22 protein-coding genes and 2 pseudogenes are annotated in these 25912 nt (G+C 61.4%); 16 read left to right on the forward strand and 8 right to left on the reverse strand.

Going from position 1 to position 25912, the window contains the following annotated elements; all coding sequences use genetic code 11:
* Window positions 1-14: 14 nt before the first annotated feature.
* The 5 genes from coaE to FDQ92_RS09655 all read left to right on the forward strand — a co-directional run bounded on the left by coaE (window position 15) and on the right by FDQ92_RS09655 (window position 4694).
* A complete protein-coding gene (gene coaE / locus FDQ92_RS09635; protein ID WP_137424543.1) occupies window positions 15-713 on the forward strand; it encodes a dephospho-CoA kinase in 699 nt (232 codons plus the stop codon).
* 153 nt (window positions 714-866) lie between these two features.
* Complete coding sequence (sdhA, locus tag FDQ92_RS09640; protein ID WP_137425791.1) at window positions 867-2594, forward strand: succinate dehydrogenase flavoprotein subunit; 1728 nt, start codon at window positions 867-869, stop codon at window positions 2592-2594.
* A gap of 1 nt (window position 2595) precedes the next feature.
* On the forward strand, window positions 2596-3297 hold the full coding sequence (locus FDQ92_RS09645; protein WP_137424544.1) for a succinate dehydrogenase/fumarate reductase iron-sulfur subunit: 702 nt from the start codon (window positions 2596-2598) through the stop codon (window positions 3295-3297).
* A 153-nt stretch (window positions 3298-3450) separates the two neighbouring features.
* Window positions 3451-3729, forward strand: a complete 279-nt coding sequence (locus FDQ92_RS09650; protein WP_137424546.1) for a hypothetical protein — start codon at window positions 3451-3453, stop codon at window positions 3727-3729.
* 32 nt (window positions 3730-3761) lie between these two features.
* Window positions 3762-4694 carry an acyltransferase gene (locus FDQ92_RS09655; RefSeq protein WP_137424548.1) on the forward strand — a complete coding sequence of 311 codons (933 nt, stop codon included), beginning with the start codon at window positions 3762-3764 and terminating at the stop codon, window positions 4692-4694.
* 833 nt (window positions 4695-5527) lie between these two features.
* On the opposite strand, the gene FDQ92_RS09660 is transcribed toward FDQ92_RS09655, so the two are convergent.
* Together FDQ92_RS09660 and FDQ92_RS09665 are read right to left on the reverse strand one after the other, a co-directional pair.
* Entirely contained in the window at window positions 5528-6292 is a 765-nt protein-coding gene (locus tag FDQ92_RS09660; protein ID WP_137424550.1) for an ABC transporter substrate-binding protein, read from the reverse strand.
* A 118-nt stretch (window positions 6293-6410) separates the two neighbouring features.
* Window positions 6411-7658: a DEAD/DEAH box helicase gene (locus FDQ92_RS09665; protein WP_211341237.1), complete on the reverse strand. Its 1248-nt coding sequence runs from the start codon at window positions 7656-7658 to the stop codon at window positions 6411-6413.
* A 623-nt stretch (window positions 7659-8281) separates the two neighbouring features.
* On the opposite strand from FDQ92_RS09665, the gene FDQ92_RS09670 reads away from it, so the two are divergent.
* The 5 genes and pseudogenes from FDQ92_RS09670 to FDQ92_RS09690 form a co-directional block, all read left to right on the forward strand.
* Entirely contained in the window at window positions 8282-9355 is a 1074-nt protein-coding gene (locus FDQ92_RS09670; protein ID WP_137424552.1) for an NADH:flavin oxidoreductase/NADH oxidase, read from the forward strand.
* A gap of 669 nt (window positions 9356-10024) precedes the next feature.
* Window positions 10025-11215 (forward strand): ATP-binding protein, encoded by a 1191-nt coding sequence (locus FDQ92_RS09675; protein ID WP_137424553.1) that lies wholly within the window; start codon window positions 10025-10027, stop codon window positions 11213-11215.
* A complete protein-coding gene (locus FDQ92_RS09680) occupies window positions 11212-12207 on the forward strand; it encodes a ParA family protein (RefSeq protein WP_137424555.1) in 996 nt (331 codons plus the stop codon). Before FDQ92_RS09675 ends, FDQ92_RS09680 begins: the two co-directional genes overlap by 4 nt.
* A pseudogene (locus tag FDQ92_RS09685) lies at window positions 12204-12437 on the forward strand (DUF1156 domain-containing protein); the annotation flags it as partial. The gene FDQ92_RS09680 and the pseudogene FDQ92_RS09685, both read left to right, overlap by 4 nt.
* Before the next feature lie 181 nt (window positions 12438-12618).
* Window positions 12619-13374 (forward strand): annotated as a pseudogene (locus FDQ92_RS09690) (aldehyde dehydrogenase family protein); the annotation flags it as partial.
* A 137-nt stretch (window positions 13375-13511) separates the two neighbouring features.
* On the opposite strand, the gene FDQ92_RS09695 reads toward FDQ92_RS09690, so the two are convergent.
* Window positions 13512-13907 (reverse strand): DUF2493 domain-containing protein, encoded by a 396-nt coding sequence (locus FDQ92_RS09695; protein ID WP_137424559.1) that lies wholly within the window; start codon window positions 13905-13907, stop codon window positions 13512-13514.
* A 273-nt stretch (window positions 13908-14180) separates the two neighbouring features.
* Here FDQ92_RS09695 and FDQ92_RS09700 point away from each other — a divergent pair, with 273 nt between their 5' ends.
* On the forward strand, window positions 14181-15239 hold the full coding sequence (locus FDQ92_RS09700) for a CNNM domain-containing protein (protein ID WP_137424561.1): 1059 nt from the start codon (window positions 14181-14183) through the stop codon (window positions 15237-15239).
* Between the two features lie 24 nt (window positions 15240-15263).
* On the opposite strand, the gene FDQ92_RS09705 is transcribed toward FDQ92_RS09700, so the two are convergent.
* Genes FDQ92_RS09705 through FDQ92_RS09715 form a run of 3 tightly spaced genes read right to left on the reverse strand, consistent with a single transcriptional unit; the run spans window position 15264 to window position 17674 of the window.
* On the reverse strand, window positions 15264-16172 hold the full coding sequence (locus FDQ92_RS09705) for a selenium metabolism-associated LysR family transcriptional regulator (RefSeq protein ID WP_137424563.1): 909 nt from the start codon (window positions 16170-16172) through the stop codon (window positions 15264-15266).
* 1 nt (window position 16173) lies between these two features.
* Entirely contained in the window at window positions 16174-16794 is a 621-nt protein-coding gene (locus tag FDQ92_RS09710; protein ID WP_137424565.1) for a cyclodeaminase/cyclohydrolase family protein, read from the reverse strand.
* Between the two features lie 46 nt (window positions 16795-16840).
* On the reverse strand, window positions 16841-17674 hold the full coding sequence (locus tag FDQ92_RS09715; protein ID WP_170180282.1) for an alpha/beta hydrolase: 834 nt from the start codon (window positions 17672-17674) through the stop codon (window positions 16841-16843).
* A gap of 364 nt (window positions 17675-18038) precedes the next feature.
* Between FDQ92_RS09715 and FDQ92_RS09720 the strand changes: the two genes are divergently transcribed.
* The 3 genes from FDQ92_RS09720 to FDQ92_RS09730 are packed head-to-tail and all read left to right on the forward strand — an operon-like array spanning window position 18039 to window position 21609.
* Complete coding sequence (locus FDQ92_RS09720) at window positions 18039-18878, forward strand: endonuclease/exonuclease/phosphatase family protein (RefSeq protein ID WP_137424568.1); 840 nt, start codon at window positions 18039-18041, stop codon at window positions 18876-18878.
* Window positions 18829-19641, forward strand: a complete 813-nt coding sequence (locus tag FDQ92_RS09725) for a carbon-nitrogen hydrolase family protein (RefSeq protein WP_137424570.1) — start codon at window positions 18829-18831, stop codon at window positions 19639-19641. Before FDQ92_RS09720 ends, FDQ92_RS09725 begins: the two co-directional genes overlap by 50 nt.
* 9 nt (window positions 19642-19650) lie before the next feature.
* Entirely contained in the window at window positions 19651-21609 is a 1959-nt protein-coding gene (locus tag FDQ92_RS09730) for a molybdopterin biosynthesis protein (RefSeq protein WP_137424571.1), read from the forward strand.
* Between the two features lie 62 nt (window positions 21610-21671).
* On the opposite strand, the gene murJ is transcribed toward FDQ92_RS09730, so the two are convergent.
* Window positions 21672-23225 carry a murein biosynthesis integral membrane protein MurJ gene (murJ, locus tag FDQ92_RS09735; RefSeq protein WP_137424573.1) on the reverse strand — a complete coding sequence of 518 codons (1554 nt, stop codon included), beginning with the start codon at window positions 23223-23225 and terminating at the stop codon, window positions 21672-21674.
* A gap of 271 nt (window positions 23226-23496) precedes the next feature.
* Here murJ and FDQ92_RS09740 point away from each other — a divergent pair, with 271 nt between their 5' ends.
* Complete coding sequence (locus FDQ92_RS09740) at window positions 23497-23712, forward strand: NAD-binding protein (protein ID WP_137424575.1); 216 nt, start codon at window positions 23497-23499, stop codon at window positions 23710-23712.
* The gene (locus tag FDQ92_RS09745) at window positions 23709-24704 is read left to right on the forward strand and encodes a radical SAM protein (RefSeq protein ID WP_246041658.1); all 996 of its coding nucleotides are present in this window, start codon (window positions 23709-23711) and stop codon (window positions 24702-24704) included. The genes FDQ92_RS09740 and FDQ92_RS09745 overlap by 4 nt, the downstream gene beginning before the upstream one ends.
* A gap of 9 nt (window positions 24705-24713) precedes the next feature.
* On the opposite strand, the gene FDQ92_RS09750 is transcribed toward FDQ92_RS09745, so the two are convergent.
* Complete coding sequence (locus tag FDQ92_RS09750) at window positions 24714-25904, reverse strand: FprA family A-type flavoprotein (RefSeq protein WP_137424577.1); 1191 nt, start codon at window positions 25902-25904, stop codon at window positions 24714-24716.
* Window positions 25905-25912 lie beyond the last annotated feature (8 nt).

A 25912-nucleotide genomic window follows, 5' to 3' on the forward strand; every position in this document is an offset into this window, starting at 1 on the left:
GGAGGCGCGACGGGATGGGTGTGGAAGCGAATCCTTCGAAAGACCGTTCCGCCGGGAAGCCTCAGGGGAAGCCGGCGGCCGCCCGGCGGATCGCCCTTACCGGGGGGATCGCCAGCGGGAAAAGCACGGTTTCGGACCTGTTTCGACAAAAGGGGGCGGTCGTCCTCGACGCGGACCGGGCCGCCCGGGAAGCGGTCCGCCCCGGAACCCGCTCCTGGCGGCGGCTGCGGGAACTGCTGAGGCCGGATTTCTTCCTCGAAGACGGCGAACTGAACCGCCGCCGCCTTCGGCTTCGCATCATCGACGATCCGAGCCTTCGAGCCGAAGTGAACGCGGTGCTGCACCCTGCGGTCATGGAAATCATAAAAGAGGGCTGGCGGGAAGCTTGCTCGCACAACCGGGAAGCGTTCGTCCTGTTCGACATTCCGCTCCTTTACGAAGCCGGGCTGGACGGCCGGTTCGATCGGGTGATCCTGGTGTATGCTCCGCCGGAAGTCCAGGTCCGGCGGCTCATGGAAAGGGACGGCGTTTCCCGCGAAGAAGCGGAACGGACCCTCGCCATGCAGATGCCTATCGATCGGAAGAGAGCGCGGGCCCACCTGATGATCGATAACGGCGGAAGCCTTGAAGCCACCCGCAGGCAGGTGGACGCCGTCTGGCGGGTGCTCGCGAGGGAGGTTGCGGGATCGCCCAAGGAGCTTGTCCGAGAATAGGTTTCGGGGTGCTTTTGCCGGAACCGGCCTGCCGGCGACGTCCATCGTGGGCAAGGCCGCTCCCGCATGGGATTGGGATCGCTGTCTTTGCATTGTCGGTTTCCTGCGAAGCCTGGTCCCGCCAACGTCTTGCTGGAGGTGAAAAATCGCATGATGCCGGTACACAAGCACGATGTGGTGATCGTGGGGTCAGGTCTTGCTGGACTCCGAACGGCCGTCGAAGCGGTGGGTTCGGCCGACGTGGCCCTCATCTCCAAGGTCTTTCCCACCCGGTCCCATTCGGGTGCAGCCCAGGGCGGGATCGCGGCCGCCATCGGAAACGAGGAGCCCGATTCCTGGGAATGGCACATGTTCGACACGGTGAAAGGCGGCGACTACCTGACCGACCAGGACGCCGCGGAAGTGCTGGCCCGGGACGGGCCTCGAGCGGTCTACGAACTGGAACACATGGGGGTACCCTTCAACCGGACGCCCGAAGGAAGGATCGCTCAGCGCGCCTTCGGCGGTCACACCCGGGACTACGGGAAGGCGGCGGTGAAACGGGCCTGCTATGCGGCGGACCGGACCGGTCGGGTGATCCTGGATACCCTCTACGGCCAGGCCGTCCGAAAGGGCATCCGCGTCTATGCGGAACTTTCCATCGTGGACCTCATCTTCCGGGACGGCCGGGCGGCAGGACTGGTCGCCTACGACCTCGCAACGGGGGAACTCCACCTCTTTCACTGCCGGCTGCTTCTGCTCGCCACCGGCGGCTTCGGAAAGGTCTATAAGACGACTTCCAACTGCTTCGCCAATACCGGCGACGGCGTCTACCTCGCTTACCGCGCCGGCCTTCCGCTCGAAGACATGGAATTCGTCCAGTTTCACCCCACCGGCATCCACGGCCTGGGCGTGCTCATCAGCGAAGCGGCCCGCGGGGAAGGCGGGATCCTCCGAAACCGGGACGGCGAGCGGTTCATGGAACGTTACGCGCCGACCATCAAGGACCTCGCCGCCCGCGACGTGGTTTCCCGGGCCATCATGCAGGAAATCCAGGAAGGGCGCGGCATCGACGGCCAGGACATCGTGCACCTGGACCTCACACACCTGGGAAAGGACCGCCTGGCCGAACGCCTGTCCGATATTTCCTCCTTCGTCCGAATCTACCTGGGGATCGACCCGGCTTCCGAACCCATTCCCGTCCATCCCACCTGCCACTACATGATGGGCGGCATCCCCACCGACGTGGACGGCCGTGTCCTGGGAAAAGACCTGCAGCCGGTCACGGGGCTCTTCGCGGCCGGTGAATGCGCCTGCGTTTCCGTTCACGGCGCCAACCGCCTGGGATGCAATTCGCTCCTGGATCTCGTGGTGTTCGGCCGGCGAGCCGGAAAGAAAATGCTGGCGCAACTCCCGAACGTTCCGTGGCCCCAACTCCCGCGGGATGCCGGCGATGCCGTGCGGGAACGCATCGAGCGGCTGAAGGGACGCTCGTCCGGGGAACGCGTCCACGGCCTCCGCCGGGAACTCCAGCAGGTGATGATGGAACGCTGCGCGGTGTTCCGCCGGGAAGCCGACCTCCGGCAGGCGCTGGAGGACATCCGGGCGCTCCAAGCCCGCTGCCGCGACGGGCTCTACCTGAACTACCGCGGTGAACGCTTCAATACCGATCTTCTGGAAGCCCTGGAATTGGAGTCCCTCCTGGGGCTCGCCGAAACCATCGTGCTTTCGGCGCTCAAACGCACGGAAAGCCGCGGCGCCCATTGGCGCGAAGATTTTCCGGATCGCGACGACCAACGGTGGCTCAAGCACACGCTGGTCGCGCTGGAAGACGGCGAGCCTGCGATCTTCTACAGGCCGGTGACCGTCACCCGCTTCGAACCCAAGCCGAGGGTGTACTGAGATGGAATTGCGTTTCAAGATCTACCGGTTCGATCCCCGGATGGACAGCGAGCCGCGGTATCAGGACTACGTGGTGCAGGCGGATCCGCGCGAACGCATCCTGGACTGCCTGAACCGGATCAAGTGGGAACAGGACGGGAGCCTGAGCTACCGGATGTCCTGCGGGCACGGGGTATGCGGTTCGGACGCCATGCGCATCAACGGCCGCTGCGCCCTCGCCTGCCAGAAGCTGGTCAAGGATGTCGCGGATTCCGAAGTCCTCTTGGAACCGCTTCCGACCTTCACCGTGCTCAAGGACCTGGTGGTGGACCTGGATCCCTTTTTCGAACGCGTCAACCAGATGCGGCCCTATCTCCTCGCCGCCTTGGAAGAACCGAACCGGGAACGCCTCCAGACCCCCGAAGCCCGTAAAAAGCTGGATCACGTGATCCGCTGCATCCTGTGCGCCTGCTGCACGGCGTCCTGCCCCATCGTCCAGGAAGGCACCCCCTTCATCGGCCCGGCCGCCCTGGTGTGGGCCTTCCGGAACATTTTCGATTCCCGGGACGCCCGGCATGAAGAACGTCTCAAGGCCGTGGACACACCCGACGGTGCCTGGGGATGCCGAAACCATTTCGAATGCACGCGGGTCTGCCCCAAGGAAATCCCCGTCACCAAGAGCATCAATATCATCAAGCGCGAAATCGAAAAGGCGCTCCGCTGACACCTTCCGGCGGTTTTCCGCTTTTGCGATTGAAGCCGTCCGTTACATCTGGTAGTTAGCGAGAGGATCAAAAGCGGCCGGTTGGAGCCGCGTTTCCCAGGCGGGTTCGCTGGCTTGAAAGCGCGGCGTTTTCTCGAAAAGGAGGGCATGCGGATGTTCGAACAAAAAGAAGTGGAAGCGAAAATTCACGAACTCTATCCGGATATCCAGCGCTACGGAATTTTCCTCAAAGTGAAAAAAGACCGCCTGATCGGCGCCCAAAACTACCTGCTCACTCTGGAAAAGGACAATCGCACGGCTTCGTTCAAGCTGGATCTGGACGATGTCAAGCAATGCATGGCCGGCAACCGGTGTTCACTCATCACGTTGGAACTGGAAAAGTTCATCCGGCAGTTCATCGACGAAAGCTACAGCATTTCGGAAGCCGGCTGAAAGCGGGTGGAAGGGAAAAAGGAACCGACACGATGCTGCATTTCCTGCCGGCTCCCGTAAACGGAGCGCTTTCTCTGATTCTTCTGTCGTTCAATACGGTTGCCTGCTGCCTGCCGCTGTTTCTGGTGGCTTTCCTGAAGCTCGCCGTCCCCTTTCGCCCGTGGAGAAAATGCTGTGATGTGGTCCTGAACGGCATCGCCGAAGGCTGGATCCTAGGGAACAACCTTTCGTTGAAACTCACCAAGAAGATCCACTGGGACGTGAAAGGTCTGGAGGGGCTCAAGCGAAACGGCTGGTACCTGGTTCTCGCCAACCACCAGACGTGGACGGACATCGTGGTGCTCCAGAAGATCTTTTGGCGAAAGATCCCCTTTCTGAAATTCTTCCTGAAAAAAGAACTGATCTACGTCCCCTTTCTGGGGCTCGCGTGGTGGGCCTTGGATTTTCCTTTCATGGAGCGGAGTCCGAGGGGGATGGCGTCCCGGCGTTCGAGGGCGAGGGGGGGAGACCTGGCGGCCACCGTCAAGGCGTGCGAAAAGTTCAAGACCATCCCGATTTCGGTCATGAACTTCGTCGAAGGCACGCGTTTTACCCCGGAAAAACGGGACGGTCAGCGGTCTCCCTTCCGGCACCTGCTGCGGCCCAAGGCGGCGGGAATCGCTATCGTTCTCGCCTCCATGGGCGAGCAGCTTCACCGGATCCTGGACGTCACCATCGTCTATCCCGAAGGAGTCAAAAGCTTCTGGGCCTTTCTGTGCGGGCGGGTTACCCGGGTTAAGGTCCGCGTGCGGGCGCTTCCAATAACGTCCGAACTTCTGGGCGATTATTTTGAAGACCGCGAATTCCGAGCCCGTTTTCACGACTGGCTCAACCGCCTTTGGGAAGAAAAGGACGGGCGGATCGCCGCGCTCCTGGCCGGTGCCGAAGCTGGCTGCGACCCTGTGGCCTTGGAAGGGGCCGCCTGACGGCCCGCGCTTTACCGAGGCCGTTGCATGGTCTCTTTTCTCGAACTTCCGGCGAAAACCCTACGTCTTTCTTCAGCGTCTGGTGCGTTCCGTTCCTCCATGCGGCGGAACTCCACGCACCCTACGCTTCCCGCGAAAGCCACCCTGTACGCCTTGGGCTCCCCGCGAAAGCGACTCTTGTAGGAGCCGGCTTGCCGGTGACCCGGATCGTCGCGTTGCGGCCGGGGGCCGGAAAGCCGAAGCGGAATGCTCTGTGAGAACCGGCTTGCCGGCGGCCGGAATGGCAGCACAGGATGAAGCGGTGGTTGTGTAGGGTGCGTGGCGTGAGGCGAAGCCGAACGCAACGCACCAAGGGAACTCACCGGGTCCACGCCTTGTGGAGCAACGCCAAGGCGTCCTGGTAGTCCACCTTGTTCCCAAGCTCCAGCTTGGGAACACAACTGTGCAGAAGCTCCAGCTTCGATTCCCATGAGGCCGTTCCCAAGCCAGAACTTGGGAACGAGGGGAATTGCGTTGCCGCAAAGAGTTGATGCTGAGTGCTCGGACACGCTCCTAGGGGGCCGTCCGTTCCGGCATGGTGGTCTGTTCCAGACGATGAAAAAACGTACGTTTTTTTCATCGTCTGGTGCGTTCCGTCCCGCCATGCGGCGGAACTCCACGCACCCTACGCTCCCCGCGAAAGCCACCCTGTACGCCTTGGGCTCCCCGCGAAAGGTCACCCCATCGGCCCGGGCCTCCCACAACCGATGCAATGTGGGTACGGCGCCCTCGCCGCGATGAACGTCAAACGGTTCTCATGGGGCATCCTTCCCGCTCCGGCGAAGGAAGCAGGCTCAAGGGGTGGGCGGCGGGTTGAGGAAGGCTTTCTGGAGTGCTTCCGTCATGTCCACGATCCGCGGCCCGGAACGGCACGTAAGCCCGCAGTCGAAGACTCTGAGGCGGCCTTCCCGCACGGCGCGCGTTGTTTTCCAGACCGGGTCCGCCGGCAAACGGTCCAGAAGCGCCGGGTCGCAGAAAAAGATGAGGTCCGGGTCACGGCGGGCAAGCTCCGCCGGGTCGCAGGCGAAGTAGGGGGCGGCGCCGTCGGCGGCGATGTTTTCAGCTCCCGCCGTCTCGATCACATCGTGCTGGAAGGCGCCGGGACCCACAGTGATGAGCGGTTCCCAGTGCATGATGCGCAGCACCCGCGGCCGCTTCGACCGCCGGATCCGTTCGGCGCGCTCGTGGACGGCTTGGAGGCGGCCTTCCAGGCTGCCGAGGAGCCTTTCGCCTTGCGCGGCTCTGTGCGTCAGCGCCGCCAGGTCGCGGAAGGTTTCCAATGCTTCGGTGATGGTCGCCGGATCGCTGTGGTAAACGGTGATCCCGTGGGAACGCAAAAGGTCCGCGACTTCTTGCTGATGGCGGCCGAAGGTGCAGACCAGGTCGGGGCGGGCCGAACGAACCCTGTGGAGGTCCGGGGCGGCCCACGGTCCGAAGCGTTCGAGCGTCTTCACGGCTTCGGGAAAGTCGCAGTTGTCGCTCACGCCTACCAGGTCGTCGAACGCACCCAGCGCGGCGAGGATTTCCGTCTGAGTCGGAGCCAGGGAAAGGATGCGCATGGGGGGTTCGGCCCTTAGAGCTTGTGTCTGATATTGTATGCGGCAGCGTCCGCCCACCGTGATCTTCCCACTCCCGGTGCGGCTTGTCCACCTATGGAGTCAGGCAACGCGCAGGATGTCAGTGACGCCGGCCGGCGGACTGGTGCTGCTGAGGGCCGTGGCGCCATTTCTCCGCCAGGGGAGTTGGCGGGTTTGCCCGGCGCGGCGCTTCCCCTGCGCCGCAAAACTCTTTGATAACGCAATATTTCAGCTTGGTACCCAGCATCTTCTTGATGGCGAGCTCCAAGAAGCCGTCCTCGGCGCAGACGAACGTGAATGCCTCGCCGGTCTGCTGGGCGCGGCCGGTCCGCCCGATCCGGTGGGTATAGGCATCGACGGTGTCGGGCATGTCGTAGTTGATTACGTGGGAGACCTTGCTCACGTCGATGCCGCGGGCGGCGATATCGGTGGCCACGAGGATCTCGTAGCGTCCTTGGTGGAATCCGTCCAGGGCTTGCTGGCGCTTGGCTTGGGTGAGGTTGCCGTTGAGGGCCGCCGCCCGGTAGCCGGAGTGTTCCAACTGGCGTGCCAAGGTTTTTGAGCGGTGCTTGGTGCGGGTGAAGACGATTACCGGCCCGGTGGAGGTTTGCTCCAAGATCTGTTTGAGCAGGGCCGCCTTGGATTGGGCTGCGACGGGGTAGAAGGTGTGCGCGACGCTTTCCACCGGAGCGGATTTGCCGGCCTGGATGGTAGACGGGTTTCGCAGTATGTCCTCGACCAGGCTCCTGATTGCGGCGGGCATGGTGGCGGAAAAAAGCAGGGTCTGGCGACTGCGCGGCAGCAGAGCGACGATTTTACGGATATCCGTCAAAAACCCCATGTCGAACATGCGGTCGGCTTCGTCCAGAACCAGGACTTCGACCTGGGACAGGTCGATAGTGCCCCGCTGAACGTGGTCGAGAAGACGGCCGGGACAGCAGGAGACAATTTCCACTCCGCCGCGTAGCGCTTGGATCTGGGCGTTGATTCCGACTCCCCCGTAAATGGTGGTGCTCCGAATGTGGGTGTTGCGAGCAAGCTGATGGATGGCCTTCTGAGTTTGTTCAGTGAGTTCCCGGGTCGGCGCAACAATCAGGGCGCGGATCCGATTGCGCGGCCCCTGGGTGAGGCGCTGCACGATGGGCAGGGCAAAAGCCGCCGTCTTCCCGGTCCCGGTCTGTGCCAGGCCGATGACGTCCAGGCCTTGCAGGATGCTGGGGATTGCCTGTTCCTGGATCGGGGTGGGTGTGGAGTAGCCGATGGACCGTAGGTTGTTCAGAATGCGGGAATCAAGGTCAAAACAATCGAAATTTATATATTTTCTAATTTTCTTTCTCCATTCCTTCACGCATTGACGTGCTCCTTTGCAACGTTTCCAAGCATTCTCATACGTCTCTACTAGAGGATGTCATTTTCTCAAAACGAACGGCTCCTGCAGAAAAAACGGCCCCGGTTCCAATCCGAGGCTTGAGTTGCACCAACCCTAATGCTTCATGATGGAGAAGGCAAGAAAATAATGGAAAGGCCGGCCGGGAAGGTGAAAACTGAAAACCCCTTGGGGCGGCGGTTCTTTGAGTCGCTATTTTTCCGGAACAGCTTAATTCTTTTCATTTTACCGTCTCCTTTCGTTTTTTTGCGTCCAACAGGGGCCCAGGATTTGTAAGACTTCAACGGAATTGGAATTTTCCTTCGCATGCGTTAGCTTGATTTCATTGAACATCGGCCCAGCACCCACCGGGAGGCCGCCGGAGTCCAGTCGTTCCCTGACGAGTTCCGGTTCTGCGGATCCAAGATGAATCGTCCGGCAGATCGGGAACGCGGTTCCGTTCCTCCTGGCGGCCTGCCTTGCCGACTGCGTGACGGGGATGCTCGGGGCGGGAAAAGAATCCATTTGCCCGGGCTCGTCTGCCGCCGTGACGAAACCCGGCGCATTCCCGGCAAAAGACAAGAACCTCGAGGAGGATACGACCAATGGCAAAGTCAGTTCTCTTTTCACCCCTTAGAATCAAGGACGTCGAGTTTCGCAACCGGATTTTCGTTTCCCCCATGTGCCAGTATTCCAGTGAGGACGGTCTGCCCACGGACTGGCACCTGGTTCACCTGGGGAGCCGTGCCGTGGGTGGGGCTGCCCTAGTCTTGGTCGAGGCCACGGCCGTTTCGCCCGAAGGGCGCATAAGCCCGTGGGATTCGGGCATCTGGTCCGGGCGGCACGCCCTCGCGTTGCAGAAGATTACGGCGTTTCTCAAGGCCCAGGGAGCCGTGCCCGGCATTCAGATCGCCCATGCGGGACGAAAGGCCTCCACGGACGCCCCGTGGAGAGGCGGTAGGCCCCTGGGAACCGATTCGGGGGGCTGGCAGCCGATGGCTCCCAGTCCCGTCCCTTTTGATGAGGTGTCCCCGGTGCCCCGGGCCATGTCCCGGGAGGAGATCGAGCGGGTGGAAGATCAGTTCGCGGACGCAGCCCGCTACAGCCTCGAGGCGGGGTTCGAGGTCCTGGAGATCCACATGGCCCACGGCTACCTCGCCCACGAATTCCTCTCCCCCCTGTCCAACCGGCGCACCGACCTCTACGGAGGAGATCTCGAGAATCGGATGCGGTTTCCCCTCGAGGTCGCCAAGAAGGTGAGGGAGATCTGGCCGGAGAACCTGCCCCTGTTCGTTCGGATTTCCTGTACGGACTGGATGGAAGGCGGGTGGGACCTGGTTCAGTCCGTCGAGCTTTGCCGCAGGCTGAAAGAATTAGCCGTGGATCTTATTGACTGCTCGAGCGGAGGGCTGGTGCCGCGGGCAAGGATTCCCGTGGGTCCCGGGTTCCAGGTTCCCTTTGCCGAAGCGGTCCGAAGGGAAGTCGGGATTGCCGTGGGTGCGGTGGGGCTCATTACCAGCCCGGTGCAGGCGGAACAAATCGTGGCCAACGGGCAGGCGGATGCGGTGCTGCTGGCCCGGGAACTGTTGCGCAATCCCTATTGGCCCTTGGAGGCCGCAAGAGCCTTGGGCGTCGACCTGCCCTGGCCCCCTCAATACCGGTTGGCCAAACCCGCGTAATCCCGTATGCAAGCGCCGGTCGGGCCGGGACCCATCGCAAATTGTTCACGTGCAGGGAATTCGGGATGAACGGGAACCTCAATCGGGGAGATCCGGGCGGGGAAACTGGCGGGAAGGTTTTGGAGCGGGCAGACTGCGGGGAGAAGTCCTCTCCGGCCCGTTGGCAGGTCTCGCCTTTTCGATCGCCCGCCCGGGAGCAGTCCTCGAGGCCGGGGCAGGGTCCCCTATTGCACCCCGCGGTCATCTGCGCGTATGGTCAAACCTTACATTCTGCAGTTATGTGGCTGATGAATGGGGTAATTATGAATTGAGCCAATGTTATCTTTAAAAAATGTCATCGTTATCCTGGCGATATATGAGAGTGAGCCGGTTGAGTGAAAATGGAGCCGGTCAGCCCCAGTGCCGGAAGCTACTTCCCCCTGGACCGGTGAGAGGGGCCCGTTGAGAGTTTGGGTGCAGATCTTTTAGAACGACATCCAGGGTGACCCTCCGAGGTACCTCCAGATGGCCTTGAAGCAGCAAGCGCATCAGCTCCGTTTCCTGCTGACTCCTTCACACTTTTGTTTCAAAAGATCTGCACCCAACCAAAATTGTAAAAGTAACCTTTTTCAAAGAGCGAAATGTACGTTATGAGATGAAAGAACTGCTTACAAGGGCTGAGGTACCGCGATGACATGGCTTACTGATGATGAGCTTCTCAATCGTCTCTATGAACTGGAATCCCCTTTAGTCGAGCGCAAGCGGAGCGGCGCGGACCGTAGCGGTATCCGCAGGAATATCTGCGCCTTCGCCAACGACCTCAGCGGCAGCGGTCAGGTCGGTGTGATCTTCCTGGGCGTCGAGGACGATGGTCAATGCGCCGGGATCGCCATCGACGACCAACTGCTTCGCACACTTGCCCAAATGCGCTCGGACGGCAATATCCAGCCGATTCCTTCCATGCAGGTAGAGCGCAGGGTCCTGGATGGCTGTCCGGTAGCGGTCATACAGGTCGAGCCGGCGAACGATCCGCCGGTGCGCTATCAGGGGCGGGTTTGGGTCAAGGTCGGGCCGACCGTCCAGGTAGCTACAGCCGAAGAAGAGAGGCGGCTGATCGAACGGCGCCGGGCCGGTGATCTGCCCTTTGATCTGCGCCCTGCAGGTTCTGCTGACCTGGAGGCACTCGACCTGGGCTACATCCGGCGCATCTATCTACCTGCGGTCATTTCGCCGGACGTGCTAGAATGGAATGATCGGCCTCTGGAACAGCAGTTGCGCTCGCTCCGGCTGGTCCATGGAGATCACCCCACCTGGGGCGGACTGATCGGGTGTGGTATCGATCCGCAGGCATGGGTCCCAGGCTCCTATGTCCAGTTCTTGCGCATCGACGGTTTGTCTCTCACCGATCCCATCAAGCACCAGAAGGAGCTTACCGGCAAGCTGGAAGATGTCCTGCGGCGGCTGGACGAGCTCTTCGAAATCAATATTTCGGTGCGGACCCGATTCGTGGATGTCCCACGTGAGGCAAGGCAACCGGACTATCCGCTGGTTGCCCTGCAGCAACTAGGGAGAAATGCGGTCATGCATCGCACCTACGAGGGGACCAACGCGCCCGTGCGGGTCTACTGGTACAGCGACAGGGTCGAGATCCAGAACCCCGGCGGTCTGTACGGTCAGGTCACCCAGGAGAACATCGGCACCGGCGTCACCGATTACCGCAATCCCTTGATCGCCGAGATGATGCATCACCTGGGCTTCGCCCAGCGCTTCGGCATGGGACTGCCCATCGCCCAAAAAGCCTTGAAGGACAACGGCAATCCGCCACCAGAATTCCACTTTTCCAGCACTCATGTGGCAGTCACCGTGAGGTCCGCGATATGAAAACCATTACCTTTTTCAACAACAAGGGCGGCGTCGGCAAGACCTCGCTCGTCTATCACCTGGCTTGGATGTATGCCGATCTTGGGCTGAAGGTCATCGCAGCAGACCTCGATCCCCAGGCCAACCTCACCAGCATGTTTCTCCCAGACGACCGGCTGGAAGAAATCTGGATGGACGGGGGTCACAAACAGACGATCTATGGTGCTTTTCAGCCGCTGCTCGAGGGCACTGGCGATGTCAGGATGCCCCATCTCGAAGAGGTCGCGCCTGGTCTTTGCCTCGTGGTGGGCGATCTAGCGCTTTCGTCCGCCGAAGACGAGTTATCCAGCCAATGGCCGGATTGTCTCGATCGCAAGCCGCGCGCCTTCCGTGTGCTGAGCGGTTTGTGGCGGATTCTGCGGGAGGCTGGCAAGAGCATCGAGGCCGATCTGATCCTGATCGATATCGGGCCCAACCTGGGCGCGCTGAACCGTGCTGCACTGGTTTCCACTCAGCATGTGGTGATCCCATTGGCACCCGACCTTTACTCTCTACAGGGCCTGCGCAATCTCGGGCCCACTCTGCGCCGCTGGCGGCTAGAATGGTCGGAGCGGCTCCAACGCCGGCCGAATGCGCTTGGAGATATGGAGCTACCCGGCGGCGAGATGCAGCCTGCGGGCTATGTCGTCCTGCAACACGCCGTCCGGCTCAACCGGCCGGTTAAGGCATACAGCTTCTGGATGGCGCGTATTCCCGAAGAGTACCGCAAATCGGTAGTGGCTGAAAAAATCGCCGAATCGGTCACGATTGAGACCGATCCGCATTGTCTCGCCACCCTCAAACACTACCGCAGCCTGATGCCCTTGGCCCAGGAGGCGCGAAAACCCATGTTCTTTCTCAAGCCGGCCGATGGTGCCATCGGTAGCCACATGGCGGCAGTGCAGGCGTGCTATATGGATTTTTCTCACCTGGCGAAACGCATCGCCAAACAGTGTGGAGTAACGTTGTCATGATGGACAAGAAGAAACTCATCGAAGCGGCGCTGCCGCTGGATGCCGTCAACCAGACCTCGGCGAGGGAAAAATCCATCCGCCACGGCCACCCATCTACCCTGCACCTGTGGTGGGCGCGCCGGCCTTTGGTCGCGGCGCGTGCCGTGATCTTCGCCCAAATGGTGGACGACCCCTCGGCCCACGCGGACTTGCGACCCACCAAAGAAGCGCAGGAAAAGGAGCGCCGGCGGTAGTTCCGGCTCATCAAGGATCTGGTCCTGTGGGAAAACACCACCATCGCCTGGCTGTGGGCTGGGTCCGTCAAGGGCCCCGACCCGGCCTTTGCGGACGTGGAGGTGCCGTTCGCTTCTGGTTTCATGCTTTCGACCGACTGATAAGGCTTCTCTGGGGCGCGATGGAAGGCGGCGAAGATTGCGCGCCGTTCGCGCCGGAGGGTCATCCGGGAAGAGAGATATGACCGGCCGAGTGCTGAAAAAGTGCGTGATGGAGCTCGGGGGAAGCGATCCCTTCGTGGTCCTGGAGGATGCGGATCTGGATGCGGCGGTGGATCTCGGAGTTCGGAGCCGCACGCTGAATGCGGGCTAAAGCTGCATCGCGGCCAAGCGGTTCGTCGTGGTGGAGGCGGTGGCGGATCGCTTTGAGGCGCTTTTTGTGGAGCGGATGAAACGGGTTCGGATGGGGGATCCCATATCCGAAAAAACGGACCTGGGCCCGTTGGCGCGCCGGGACCTCCGCGACGATCTGCACCGGCAGGTTAGGGTCAGCATCGAGCGGGGTGCTCGGCTTCTGCTTGGCGGCGAAATTCCCGAAGGACCGGGTGCGTTCTACCCGGCGACCGTGGTAACCCAGGTTGGTCCCGGCATGACGGCCTACCACGAAGAGTTCTTCGGCCCCGTAGCGGCGATCATTCGTGCGCGGGACGAAGAAGACGCCGTTCGCATCGCCAACGACACAGCCTTCGGCTTGGCGGTCTTCACTAGGGACCTGGGGCGCGGGGAGTGGATCGCGGCCGAACGCCTGGAAGCGGGATGCTGCTTCGTGAACGACGTTGTCCGCTCCGATCCGAGGCTTCCGTTCGGCGGGATCAAAGAAAGCGGCTTCGGCCGCGAACTCTCACACTACGGCATCAAGGAGTTTGTCAACATCAAGACGGTTTTGATCCGTTGAATGGAGGAACCGTCCACGAGCCGGCCATCAAGCGGGTGAATGGCCGGTGGCGGGATATTTTTCCGGGAGTCGCTCGATCGGGCGACGCCTTTGATTTCTTGTAGGAGCAGACTGCAGACGGCCCTGAAGGGCGGGGATCATCGCTGAATGCCGGCCGTATCCCTTTTTTTGGTTCCGCCGGGTGATTCGGCTGAAACGGTGACCAGGTGAATGGCAAGACCTCGCCGTTGAGCTTCCGAGATCATGTGCCGGGTGCCGGGACTTCGACCGTCCCAGATCGCCACCAGGGCGTCCGCGTACGCTGCCATTTGAACGTTTCGACGCGGACCGGCGGAAGGACCGAAACGGACCCAATCCGCGGGAAAAATCCGAACCGGAATGTTGTTGAGGCGAGCCCAGGCTTCTCCGAGCCGGTCCACGCCGGGAGCCCCTCCTGAGACCACTTCCGTCACCGTGAACCCGCTTTGGCGGATGGCGGTCGCCACCACGTTCATGTCATGGAGGTTTCGGGATCCGGCGACGATGACCCGCATCGGCTGTTCCTTGCCCGAAGAAGGGAGCGGAAGTGCGGAACGTATTCGACTGTGTTCTGTGGTTTGCTAGCGGTTCTCAGCCCGCTGCGGGGCCCGCGGCCCACGGCGCCCCCGCGAAAGCGTGACATCCAACATGCCACAACCTGGGATCCATGTCGATGGGTTCAGGCCGCTGAAGCCGATGGAAACCGGGCGGTTCTGCGGTGCGATCGGGTTGAACGGCTGCGTGGAAGCATGATAGGTTGCACGTACTGGAAAGGGGGCGACGGTCTCATGTGGCTTCTCGTGGTATATATCGGTCTGGCTCTTTTTTTTTCCTTCCTGTGCTCCGTTGCGGAAGCGGTCCTGCTCAGCGTGACGCCTGCCTACGTCGGGGCCATCGAGGACTCGCGGCCCAGGAGTGCGAAGATTCTCCGGGATCTCAAGGCCTCCATCGACCGGCCGTTGGCGGCCATTTTGACCCTGAACACGATCGCGCACACGGTCGGGGCGGCTGGGGCCGGGGCACAGGCCGCCGTTATCTTTGGAAGCGATTCGTTAGGGGTGATCTCGGCGATCCTTACGCTGCTGATCCTGGTGTTTTCGGAAATCATCCCCAAGATTATTGGAGCGCTTTACTGGCGGCGGCTCGCGCCGGTCATCGCCCATGTGGTCCGGATTCTGGTCTGGGTCCTTTTGCCTTTCGTCTATCTCTCCGAGATCATAACGCGGTGGCTCGCCCGAGGCGGTTCGCCGCCCGTTTTCAGCCGGGATGAGCTGGCGGCTCTCGCCGATCTGGGCTACCAGCAAGGCGAATTACAGGACAAAGAAACGATCATCCTCAAGAACCTCTTGACCCTCCCGGTACTCACCGTTGAAGACATCATGACGCCGCGAACCGTGCTTTTGGCGTTCCCGGAACATATTACGGTGCGGGAGGTAACCACCGCCTACCCGGCGCTTCCGTTTTCGAGGATTCCCGTTTACCGAGAAAGCCTCGATGATGTGACGGGCTTTGTGCTCAAGTCCGACATCTTTTTGGCGCAAGCTCAAGGCCGAGGCGAGACGCCTCTGAAACAGCTCAAGCGTGACATACTGGTTATTCCCGCCACGGCGTCTCTGGTGCAGCTGTTTGAAACGCTCCTCAATCACCGGGCTCACATCGCGCTGGTGGTGGACGAATACGGTGGTGTGGAGGGCGTTGTGACGCTGGAGGATCTGGTGGAGACCCTTCTAGGGCTGGAAATCGTCGACGAGGCGGACAAAACGGTGGACATGCGGGCTCTGGCCCGGTCTCGATGGAAACAGCGGGCCCGCCGGCTGGGAATCCATGAGGATCTAGAGCCGCAGTGATCCAGGCGGCGGTGTGCGGCGCGTTTAGCAGGCCTGTTCCCTTGCGGCCGACGCTTTCAAGTCTTCGAGGAACGCTTCGGCGATGGGCGAAAGCCGGCGAAGCTTTCTTTGAACCAGGTAGAACGGGCGCTGGAACCGAACGTTTTCGAGCCCCACTTCCCAAAGCGTTCCCCACCGCAGGTCTTCGGAAACAGCCAGGCGGGACAGAATCGAGACCCCGATTCCGGCCTTCACGCTCTGGCGAACGGCTTCCGTCGTCCCCATTTCCGCGACCACGTGCAATTTCGACGGTTCAAACCCGTGTTCTTCCAGGATGCGGGTCATCACCATGCGGGTTCCGGAGCCGCGTTGCCGGTCGATGAAGGGTTCTCCGTAGAGGGCCTGGAGCGGAATCCGCTTGGTTTCATTCCAGGGATGGTCGGGGGGGACCACAAGGACTAATTCATCGGCGAACATCTGTTCGAACTGGAGCCGCCCGTCCCGCCATCGGGATCCGATGAGGCCGATTTCGCAGGTGCCATCGATGACCGCTTGGGCAATGTCGGCGGTTCCCGATATTTTTAGGCTGATGTGAGTGAGCGGGTACCGTTGTTTGAACCTTCCGATCACGGAAGGCAGAATATAGGTTCCGGGTATGGTGCTGGCCCCGAGGGTGAGGTCTCCGGCCAGTTCGCCTCGATAGAAAGCGAGGGCTTGGACGGCTTCTTCCTTGAGCCGGAGGATCCGGCGGGCGTACTTGTAGAGGATCTTTCCCGCCGGGGTGGGCTGGATTTCGCGGCCCAGGCGATCGATCAGTCTTTCGTCCAGGGTTTCTTCCAGGGTGCGGATGTGTTCGCTGATGGTCGGCTGCGAAAGGAGCACCGCGTCGGCGGCCTTGGTGAAGCTCCCCAATTCCACCACCTTGCAGAAGACTTCCAGTCGTCGAAGGTCCATGTCATCTCCCCGCCTGCTCGGGCGGTGAAATTCGGCCTGCCGTCAGGAACCGGGTGCGCCTCCGGATTTCTTCGAAACGGGATTCCAGCCGATCCAGGTGGATCTGTTGTTGCTGCAGTGCTTCGCCGGGTTTTGGGCCGGAAAGCCGATCCAGGTTGGCGCGGGCGATGTGAGCCGCGCCGCGGAAGGCAGCTTCCAGCATTTCCGCCGCAACCAGCACGTCCGGGATGAGGTGCCGGCGGACGAAAACGGCGCATTGACGGACGATCTCGTACGCTTCGTAAACGGTTTCCATGATGGCTCGAGGGGAAGCCGCGGCCGCAAGAAGCGCCGCCTCGGCTGCTTCTGAGCCCGGCCCGTTTCGGCGGGCTTCGGTCCACGCCAGGTAGGTTTTGCCGTCGCCTTCGCGAAGTGCTTGGAGGTTGCGCGAAAGCGCGATGGTGCGTTCCAGCAGGTCCGCTCGCGCTCCTTTTGCTTCGGGGCTCAGCCATGGGCGTTCCGTTTCCACCCGGACGATCTTTTGGAGCAGAGCCAGTGCGACCACGGCGGCGTGGGCGGCCGCGGCGCCGCCTCCGGGTACGGGACGGTCGTGGGCCAGTGCGTGAAGAAATTCTTGGGTCATGGATCGCCCCGCTGCGCGGTTTTTTGGGGCATCAAGTCCTTTGTCCTCACATGACGCCGATTTCGGTTTCAATCACCCCCGATTCACGTAGAAACCGTTCCAGTTCCTCGAAAAAGTCGTCCCAATCGGGCGGGCAGTCGTTGTGGTCGCTTTCGTAGGAGAGCAGGCGGCCGGTCTTGGCGGCCCGGTGCAGCGCGACCCCGTGGTCGTAAGGGACCACCGAATCCTTGGTGCCATGAACCACCAGGACGGGGCCGGTGTAGCGCCGCACCGTTTCCAGGTTGTCGAAGGGACTGCGCAAGAGAAACGACGGAGCCAGGTAGCGCCGGGCGAACGGCCGGAGGCTGGTGAAGGCGGACATGAGCACCATGGCGGCCGAGGGCCGGCGGGCGGCGAGGGCGCAAACGGCGCCGCCTCCCAGCGACCGGCCGAACAGCACGATCTTCGAGGGGTCCACGTCGGGGCGTGCAACGAGCCGGTCGTAGGCGGCGACCAAGGTTTCCGTTATGCTTCCCTGCGACGGCTGCCCCTCGGAACGCCCGTAACCGGGGTATTCCACGAGGAGGACACCGAAGCCGCGGCCAGCGAGTTTCTGAAACTCGTCGGGCCAGATGTCGATGAGTTCGCCGTTGCCGTGGGCGAAGATCACGGTGGGTCCCGGTGTTTCTTTCGAATTTGCCCGGCGCGGCAGGTACCAACTTTCCACCTTGCCGAAGGACGTGGCGACCCACAGCTTCTCGATCTCGGAGGTGGAGGGGGTCTCCTGAGGTGCCTCGATCCACCTCCGGGGGAAAATCAGATGCCTCTGAAACAAAAACAGGCATCCGCAATAGCAGACGTAGGCCAATCCGAAAGAGGAAAGGAGCTTGGTCAGAGTCAACGGTAATTCCTCCAGCTTGTGGATCCGGGTAGCGGAGGCGGCCGACAACGCCGGCACCCAGCCGATAGAAAACCATCATGAACGCTTTGCGATGCGGTTTCAAGGTCCTCTTTGACGAAATTCCGCAGGTAACCGTCGTCACTGCGCAAACAATTGGTAGCGTTCTAAAGTGAAAACCTTAAGCGAAAAGGTTAGCGAATGTCAAAAAATCCCCCTCTCCCCCCTCCCCTTACTCCCCTCCCACAAGGGGAGGGGAAATAGAATTTGGCATCAAATACTAAGTCTATTATTTTCTACGCTGCCAAACATTTTGCGATTTTAGGCTTTCCGACGCTTCAACTGACCCAAACATCGAGGATTTTTCATGCGCGTGATGACCTTCAACCTGCGATTTGAAAACGATCGAGACGGTTCCAACAGCTGGGTGTACCGCAGGGATCTGGTGACCGAGGTCATTCGAAAGCACCGCCCTTCCATTTTGGGGACCCAGGAGGGACTCTGGAGCATGCTCCTGTATCTGAAGGAGCGGCTGCCCGAGTACACGCTGCATGCGCCCGATCGGGTTTTGGACGACACGTGCCAGTATCCGACGCTCTTTTTCAGGATGGAGGAGTTCGAGATTCTGGAGGGTGGCGAATTTTGGCTTTCCAAGACGCCGGAAGTCCATCGAAGCCTGGACTGGGACAGCGCCTTTCCGAGGATGTTGAGCTATGCGGCATTGGCCCATAAAGGCGAGGGGGATCGTTTTTGGGTGGGCGTGACGCATCTGGATCATGTTGGGGTGGCGGCGCGTCTGCGGCAAGCCGAGATGCTCGCCCGATGGGTGAAGGATCGCTCCGGCCCGGTGATCCTCATGGGGGACTTCAACGATGCTCCGGATTCACCGGTTCACCGGGTGCTGACGGATCCTGCGGTGGGTTTGGAAGACACTTGGCGGATTCTGGATCGATCCGAGAACGCCCGGAGCCGAACGCATCACGGTTTCGAAGGGGTCCCGCAGAAAACCCGGATGGATTGGATCCTGACGACCCGCCATTTCCGCGTGACCGATGCTTGGATCATCCACGACCACAGGGGCCGCCTCTATCCCTCGGACCATTTTCCGTACATGGTGGAACTGAGTCTCGAGCAGCCCTTTTTGAGGAAAGGAAGCGATGAAAGAAAACATCCGCGTGGCGATTGTACAACCCAAACCGTATCCTGAATTCCATGATCCGAAAAACCTGGGCCATGCACTCCTGATGCTGGAAAAGTGCCGGGGGCAATCTCTGGACGTGATCTGTTTTCCGGAGTACTTCCCATTTCAAGGAGAGGAGGAACTGGCCCAGGCGGCCCGGCAGCTGGATGCTTACATTGTCGCCGGGCTGGTGGAAGCTGAAAGCGACCGGCTTTACAACACGGCCACCCTTTTCGACCGCAAAGGCCGACTACTGGGCCGGCAGCGCAAGCGGAACGTGGGGGTGCTCGAACGCCAAGGTCTCGGTATCACCCCCGGGGACGGCGAGTTTCGGTCTTTTACCACCGATTTCGGGAAGATCGGCATCCCGGTGTGCATCGATTTCTGGGGCCAGCCCGAAGCGGGGAAGCAGCTCGCGGATCAGGGGGCGGAAATCGTCTTCAACATGAGCCTCTTTCCAGTGCTTCGCGGGCATTGGAAAACCGGCGCCCTGGTTCGGGCCTTCGACAATTTCCTGCCCGTGGTGGGAGTCAACACGGCGGACTACAACGCCATGATCGGCGGGCGGCGTTACCATCAGCACGGGGGCGGGAGCTTCATGATCCAGCCGCCGAAGATGCTCGACAAGACGGAATTCGGGCGCTGGTTTCGGAGCCTCGATACCGTGAAGGATTGGATTCGATTGGAGCTGGACGCTCTGGAGAAGGTGCATTTCGTGGACGTGAACCTGAGCACGGTCCGCCGATTCCGTCGCGAGTTCTGGAACCGGTTCGGTTTTCAGCGGGTTTAGGAGGCACGAGTGGAGCGACCGAGACGCAAGATTTACCTGAGCATGAAGACTCTTCCTGAAGCGGGACGCCTCTGGAAGGAAAGGACCGCCGAGCTCCGAACGGCCGGAGAAACCGTGCCGGTTCCCGAAGCGCTCGGACGGGTTACCGCCGAACCTGTGACCGCCCGGCTTTCGGTCCCTCATTATCACGGGGCCGCCATGGACGGGTTTGCGGTCCGTGCGGAGGCGACGTTTTCAGCCAGCGACGTCCACCCGTTGCGGCTGCAATTGGGCCGGGACGCCTTTCCCGTGGATACGGGGGATCCTCTGCCGCCGGAAACCGACGCCGTTATAATGGTGGAACACGTGACACCGGTAGGAGACGACGCGGTGGAAATCCGGGCGGCGGTTTTTCCATGGCAACACGTTCGAAAGGTGGGCGAAGACATCGTGGCGGGGGAACTGTTGCTTCCTCAGCAACACGCACTTCGGCCGGCGGACCTGGGAGCCTTGCTCGCCTCAGGTGTCGCCGCGGTGCCCGTTTTCGCACGCCCCAAGGTCTGGATTCAACCCACGGGCACCGAACTGGTGTCTCCGGAAAAGGCTCCCGAGGCGAAGCCGGGCCAGATCGTCGAGTTCAACGGGACCGTGCTTTCCGCCATGGTGCGCGAATGCGGCGGTGACCCTCTGCTCCAGCCCGTCATCCCCGACGATTTCGCGAGCCTTCTCGCTGAGCTCAAGCGGGCCGTGGTGTCCGATGCGGACGTCATCCTCTTGAATGCGGGGTCTTCGGCGGGAAGCGAAGACTACACGGCGGCACTGGTGGATGAACTGGGGGAGGTGCTGGTTCACGGCGTCGCCATGATGCCGGGCAAGCCCGTGGTGCTGGGGCTGATCGAAGGCAAGCCCGTGGTTGGGGTTCCGGGCTATCCCGTCTCGGCGATTCTTGCCTTCGAGCAGTTCGTACGCCCGCTTCTCTTTTCCTTGCAAGGCGTGCCGGCCCCGTCCTTCCCGCAGGTGGACGCCGTTCTCGGGCGGAAACTCGCCTCCCGGCTGGGGCTGGAGGAATTCGTCCGCGTCATCCTCGGCCGTGTGGCCGGGCGGCTCATCGCCATGCCTCTTCAGCGGGGTGCCGGCGTCATCACGTCGCTCACCCGTGCCGACGGGATACTTCAGATTCCACAGGAACTGGAAGGCGTCGACGTAGGGGAAACCGTATCGGTGCGACTCCTGCGTTCCCCCGATGACTTGGACCACACGCTCATCATGATCGGAAGTCACGACAACACGGTGGACGTCCTGGCGAACGAACTGAAAAGGCGCGACAGCCGCATCCACCTTTCTTCTAGCAATGTGGGGAGTCTGGGCGGGATCATGGCCGTCCGGCGGATGCAGACGCACCTTGCCGGTTCGCATCTGCTCGACACCCAGACCGGCGAATACAATTTTTCCTACATCGAACGCTACTTGTCAGGTGTTCCGGTGCGGCTGGTCCAGCTTGCACGACGCCGACAGGGACTGCTCGTCCGGAAAGGAAACCCCAAAGGCGTCCGCGGAATCGAGGATCTGGTCCGACCCGACGTGCGGTTCATCAACCGGCAGACGGGATCCGGTACGCGGATCCTTTTCGACTACCGGCTGCAACAGCTCGGGATCGAACCGGAGGCCATCCAGGGCTACGATTGGGACGAATACACGCACATGGCGGTGGCGGTGAACGTCCTGAGCGGCCGCGCCGACTGCGGCATGGCCATCCATGCGGCGGCGCGGGCCATGGAGCTTGATTTCATCCCGGTGACCGAAGAACGCTATGATCTCCTGATCCCCGAAAGCTGCTGGGCCGATCCCAAGATCGCCCTGGTGCTGGAGATCATCGCATCGCCCCGGTTTCGAGAAATGGTGGAAGCCATGGGAGGGTACGACATCAGGGAATCGGGGAGGATCATGGGAATATGGGACGGCCAAAGATGGATGGAGAGGATCTTCTGAAGGAGCGGCCCAGGCCGCGACGAAAGGCTTCCAAAGACGGCATCAATCCCTGCGGACTCGTTTCACCGCCGTTTCACGAACCGCTCCCACAAGGGAGCGACCATTTCCGGAAGGAACCTCCGACCGGCCGCAAGAAACGCCATGCCGAACAGCAGCCCGCTTCCCGCGATGGCGCCGAAAGACGCCGCGTATGGGTGGGCGTCCTGAAGGGATGAGGCGATTCGAATCGGAAGAAGGGCGGGAAGAGAGGCTGCGGCCGACACGGCGAGGATCTTGATGAGCATGGTTCCGAGACCCTTGAACACGGCGCTTCCAAAGCGGTGCCGCCACCAGAGGGCCAGGGCGAGGGTATAGAGTCCGAGGGACACGGCGCTGGCAACGGCCACTCCGTGCGCATGGAACCAGCGGCTTCCGAAGAAGTAGAAGGGGACGGCGGCCAGGGTGGCCAGGGTTCCCACGACCACGGGCGTCACCGTATCCTGCATGGCGTAGAATCCTCTTCCCAGGATCTGCTGAAATCCCCAGCAGAAAACCACCGCGAGAAAGATCTGAAGGACAGCGGCCGTCCGGGCGGCGTCGTGAGCCGTAAAAGACCCTTGCTGGAAGATGAGCGTGACGGTGGGGCGGGCGACGATCATCATCCAGACCGTCAGGGGGACCAGGACGACGAGTGTGTTTCGAAGCGCCGTGTTGAGGGTGTTGAAGAAGCCGACCGTGTCTTTCCTGGCGAAAAGTTCGGCGAGGAACGGATATGAGGCCACGCCGGCCGCCTGGGCGACCACGCCCACCGGGACCAGCATGATCCGGCGGGCGTAATTGAGCCAGCTGACGGCTCCCGTTCCGGCGAGTGAGCCGAAGATGCGGATCAGCTGCTCGTCCAGCACCACGATGGACTGCCCCAGCATGAGCGGAAGGGCCAGAAGGAAAAACCGCTTGAGTTGCGGGTGGCGGAATCGGGGAATGAACGTCATGCCGGCTCCCTGCCGGACGGCCAGAACCGGAAGAAGGAAGTTCCCGAGAAACGCCCCCCACAGGACGCCCCAGCAGAACCCTTCCATGCCGCGGCGGCGCATCCAGATACCGGCTGAAATGATCACCAAATTATAGACCAGAGGGCTCACCGCCGGGATGAAGAATTGTTTCCTCAGGTAAAGGATCGCGGTGAAGCAGGCTCCGGTGAGAAAGGCCGCCTGTGCCGGGACGATGATGCGGAGAAAGCGGGCGAGCCGTGCGTGGCCTTCGGCGTCCAAGCCCGGGGCCGCCAAGCGGGCCAGTTCCGGAGCCAGGATGAAGGCCGCAACCGTGAGGATGCTTACGGCCAGTCCCACCCAGGTGACGGCGGCGGAAAAGAACCGCCAGCCGTCTTTTTCGTCTTCGCGGAACCGTTCGGCCAGGATGGGGATGAGCGTGATGGAAAAATAGGCTCCGGCCAGCAGGTAATTGATGAAATCCGGGATCACGAAGGCCGCGAAGTAGATGTCCGACTCGCGGGTGGCGCCGAAATAGTAAGAAATCACCTTGTCCCGGGCGAGTCCCATGAATCGCGAAAGGAGAACGCTTCCGCCCATGAGGAGAGCTGCGGATCCCATGCGCTGCCGCCGGTTCCAAAGGGACATGTGACCGTGATTCCCCTTTCGATCCTGTGATGTGATCCCAACGGTCGGCGGAAGCGGCCCGTGCGGCCGGCTTCACCCAACCCTCTTTTCGAACAGCCCCGCGGATCTTCCCATGACACAAAACGTATCAGATGTTTAGAAAATTGTGGCTCAGCGCCTCCCCGTTGTGCCCTAACTGAGGATCTGTTAAACGAGGTGCCGGTACCGGTCAACACCGTGGAAGGAGTATCGGGACCACATACGCGTGACACAAGTCTGCTGAGGAGCATTTGTGAAGGTCATCATTGTGGGGGCGGGGGAGGTCGGGTTCCATATCGTTCACCGGCTGGCCTCCGAAAGCAAGGAAGTGGTGGTCATCGACAGGAACCCGGAAGCCCTCAAGCGGTTCAGCGAATTGCTGGATGTGCCGTGGCTCGAAGGCTCAGGCGCCCATCCGAAGATGCCGGAGGAAGCCGAGATCCGCGGTCCCGAGTTCCGGCGGAAATGAAGCGGGCGGCGGAGTTTGCGGCGGCCATGGACGCGAGCGGCATGTTCAAGAACAAAGGCGGTTTTGAAGAGGTTCGGCCGGGGTATCTGCGACTCTTCAGAACCGGCGAACTGGAACGGCGGGCGGTTGCACTCGAAACGATCCTCGAAGCCTGCGAGCTTTGCCCGCGCCGGTGCGGCGTGAACCGAAAGGCCGGTCGGATCGGGGCCTGCGGGGTCGGGGCGCGTCCGAAAATCGCGGCGGCGAGCATCCATCCCTGGGAAGAACCGCCCCTGTCGGGAACTCGCGGGTCGGGAACCCTGTTTTTCTCAGGATGCACCCTGCGGTGCCTCTTCTGCCAGAACTACCCCATCAGCCAGCTGGGTGTGGGGCGCGAACTGACGGTGGAAGCGCTCGCTGAAGAAATGTTCCGGCTGCAGTGCCGGGGCGCCCACAACCTCAATCTGGTTACGCCCACCCACCAGGTGCCCGCGTTCGTTCGAGCGCTCTGCCTGGCCGTTCCCATGGGGTTTCGGTTGCCGATCGTGTATAATACGAGCGGCTACGAACGGGTGGAAATCTTGAGACTTCTGGACGGGATCGTGGATGTGTATCTGCCGGACATCAAGTACGCGGATCCTGCGGTGAGCCTCGCCCTCTCGGGGCGCGCCGATTATGTGGAGGCGAACCGAAGGGCGCTGAAGGTCATGGCGGAGCAGGTGGGGCCCTTGCAGCTGGATCGCCAAGGCATCGCCTTCCGCGGGCTCATGGTCCGCCACATGGTACTCCCCGAAGGGCTCGCCGGGACGGGCGATTGCCTGGAATTCATCCGCTCGCAACTGGGTCCACAGACATGGGTGAGCCTCCTGCACCAATACTTTCCCGCTCACAAGGCGCTGAATCGGCCGCCGCTGGACCGAAAAGTCACCGAGAAAGAATACTCGGACGCCTTGGGAATCCTTTTTTCGCTGGGGTTGCCGAACGGCTTCGTGCAGGAAGCGGATGGCGGCTAGAAAGCCGGATCACGCCCGGACGGCGGCCGCCAGGTTCCTTCCCAACTGCGCGCAGCGCTCCAGATCCTGATCCCCCGCGGCACACCGGACTTCCACGACCGGTTCCACTATCCGCCACTTGGATCTTTCGGCGAAGGCGGTGAGTGCCTTTGCGGCGCCGCCCGTCCAGCCGTACGAACCCACCACGCCCAGCAGTCGGTCTTTGATGAGCTTGTTTTCCAACAGCCGGACCAGGTCGTCCATGGTGGGGAAAAGGCCGGTGTTGTAGGTGGGTGAAGCCAGCACCAGGGCGCGACTTGTCCAGATGTCTCGAAGCACGTAGGACGCATGGGAATGCGAAAGATTGTGCACCAGGGTGCGAATGCCTGCGTCCACCAGAGCCCGGGCGACGCGTTCGGCCATCTTCTGGGTGTTTCCGTACATGGAGCCGTAGGCCACGACCGCCGCAGATTTGGTTTCCTGACGGCTCCAACGGTCGTACCAGTCCACGGCGACTCGGGGCTGTGTGCGCCAGACCGCACCGTGAGTAGGGGCGAGGATCTTGATGCCGAGGGTTCCGACTTTGGCGATGGCCTTCTGGACCATCTGGCTGTAACGGCCGATTATGTTCGCGTAGTAGCGCAATGTCTCGCTTTCGAAAAACGCGAGGTCCATCTCGTCGTCGAACAGCCCCCGATCGACGGTTCCATAGCCCCCGAAGGCGTCTCCGGAGAACAAGATGCCGGTCGAAGCCTCGAAGGTCATCATCGTTTCGGGCCAATGAACCATCGGCGTGAGGTGGAAGGTGAGCCGATGCGTTCCCAGATCCAAGACATCGCCGTCCTGCACCACATGGGTGTCTCCGCCGGCGCCGTAAAAGCCGGCCAAGAGTTCCAGGGTCTTTTTGTTTCCGACCACTCGAATGCTCGGAAACAGCTCCCTCAGAATCCGTAGAGCTCCTGTGTGGTCCGGTTCCACGTGATTGACGACCAGGTAGTCGATGGATCGGCCAGCAGGAAGGGCTTCACGGATGCGGTTGACGTGTTCGTCGAGGAAATGGCCCTTGACGGCATCGACCAGCACGGTTCGGTCGTCCACGATGAGATAGGCGTTGTAGGAAATGCCGTAGGGCAGAGGCCAGAGGGCTTCGAAGAGGTCGGTTTCGTGGTCGTTCACACCTACCCAAAAGACCTTTTCAGTCAAAGGTATCGCCGAATGCATGCGGAACT

It is taken from the genome of Desulfoglaeba alkanexedens ALDC (assembly GCF_005377625.1).
GTDB classification, from domain to species: domain Bacteria; phylum Desulfobacterota; class Syntrophobacteria; order Syntrophobacterales; family DSM-9756; genus Desulfoglaeba; species Desulfoglaeba alkanexedens.

Bases quoted from the DNA above. Each gene is read 5' to 3' on its own strand.
- FDQ92_RS09750 (WP_137424577.1), bottom strand. From the start codon at position 25,904: ATGCATTCGGCGATACCTTTGACTGAAAAGGTCTTTTGGGTAGGTGTG.
- FDQ92_RS09720 (WP_137424568.1), top strand. From the start codon at position 18,039: ATGCGCGTGATGACCTTCAACCTGCGATTTGAAAACGATCGAGACGGT.
- sdhA (WP_137425791.1), top strand. From the start codon at position 867: ATGCCGGTACACAAGCACGATGTGGTGATCGTGGGGTCAGGTCTTGCT.
- coaE (WP_137424543.1), top strand. From the start codon at position 15: ATGGGTGTGGAAGCGAATCCTTCGAAAGACCGTTCCGCCGGGAAGCCT.
- FDQ92_RS09710 (WP_137424565.1), bottom strand. From the start codon at position 16,794: ATGACCCAAGAATTTCTTCACGCACTGGCCCACGACCGTCCCGTACCC.
- FDQ92_RS09725 (WP_137424570.1), top strand. From the start codon at position 18,829: ATGAAAGAAAACATCCGCGTGGCGATTGTACAACCCAAACCGTATCCT.
- FDQ92_RS09745 (WP_246041658.1), top strand. From the start codon at position 23,709: ATGAAGCGGGCGGCGGAGTTTGCGGCGGCCATGGACGCGAGCGGCATG.
- FDQ92_RS09660 (WP_137424550.1), bottom strand. From the start codon at position 6,292: ATGCGCATCCTTTCCCTGGCTCCGACTCAGACGGAAATCCTCGCCGCG.
- FDQ92_RS09700 (WP_137424561.1), top strand. From the start codon at position 14,181: ATGTGGCTTCTCGTGGTATATATCGGTCTGGCTCTTTTTTTTTCCTTC.
- FDQ92_RS09695 (WP_137424559.1), bottom strand. From the start codon at position 13,907: ATGCGGGTCATCGTCGCCGGATCCCGAAACCTCCATGACATGAACGTG.
- FDQ92_RS09675 (WP_137424553.1), top strand. From the start codon at position 10,025: ATGACATGGCTTACTGATGATGAGCTTCTCAATCGTCTCTATGAACTG.
- FDQ92_RS09645 (WP_137424544.1), top strand. From the start codon at position 2,596: ATGGAATTGCGTTTCAAGATCTACCGGTTCGATCCCCGGATGGACAGC.
- FDQ92_RS09680 (WP_137424555.1), top strand. From the start codon at position 11,212: ATGAAAACCATTACCTTTTTCAACAACAAGGGCGGCGTCGGCAAGACC.
- FDQ92_RS09650 (WP_137424546.1), top strand. From the start codon at position 3,451: ATGTTCGAACAAAAAGAAGTGGAAGCGAAAATTCACGAACTCTATCCG.
- FDQ92_RS09705 (WP_137424563.1), bottom strand. From the start codon at position 16,172: ATGGACCTTCGACGACTGGAAGTCTTCTGCAAGGTGGTGGAATTGGGG.
- murJ (WP_137424573.1), bottom strand. From the start codon at position 23,225: ATGTCCCTTTGGAACCGGCGGCAGCGCATGGGATCCGCAGCTCTCCTC.
- FDQ92_RS09670 (WP_137424552.1), top strand. From the start codon at position 8,282: ATGGCAAAGTCAGTTCTCTTTTCACCCCTTAGAATCAAGGACGTCGAG.
- FDQ92_RS09655 (WP_137424548.1), top strand. From the start codon at position 3,762: ATGCTGCATTTCCTGCCGGCTCCCGTAAACGGAGCGCTTTCTCTGATT.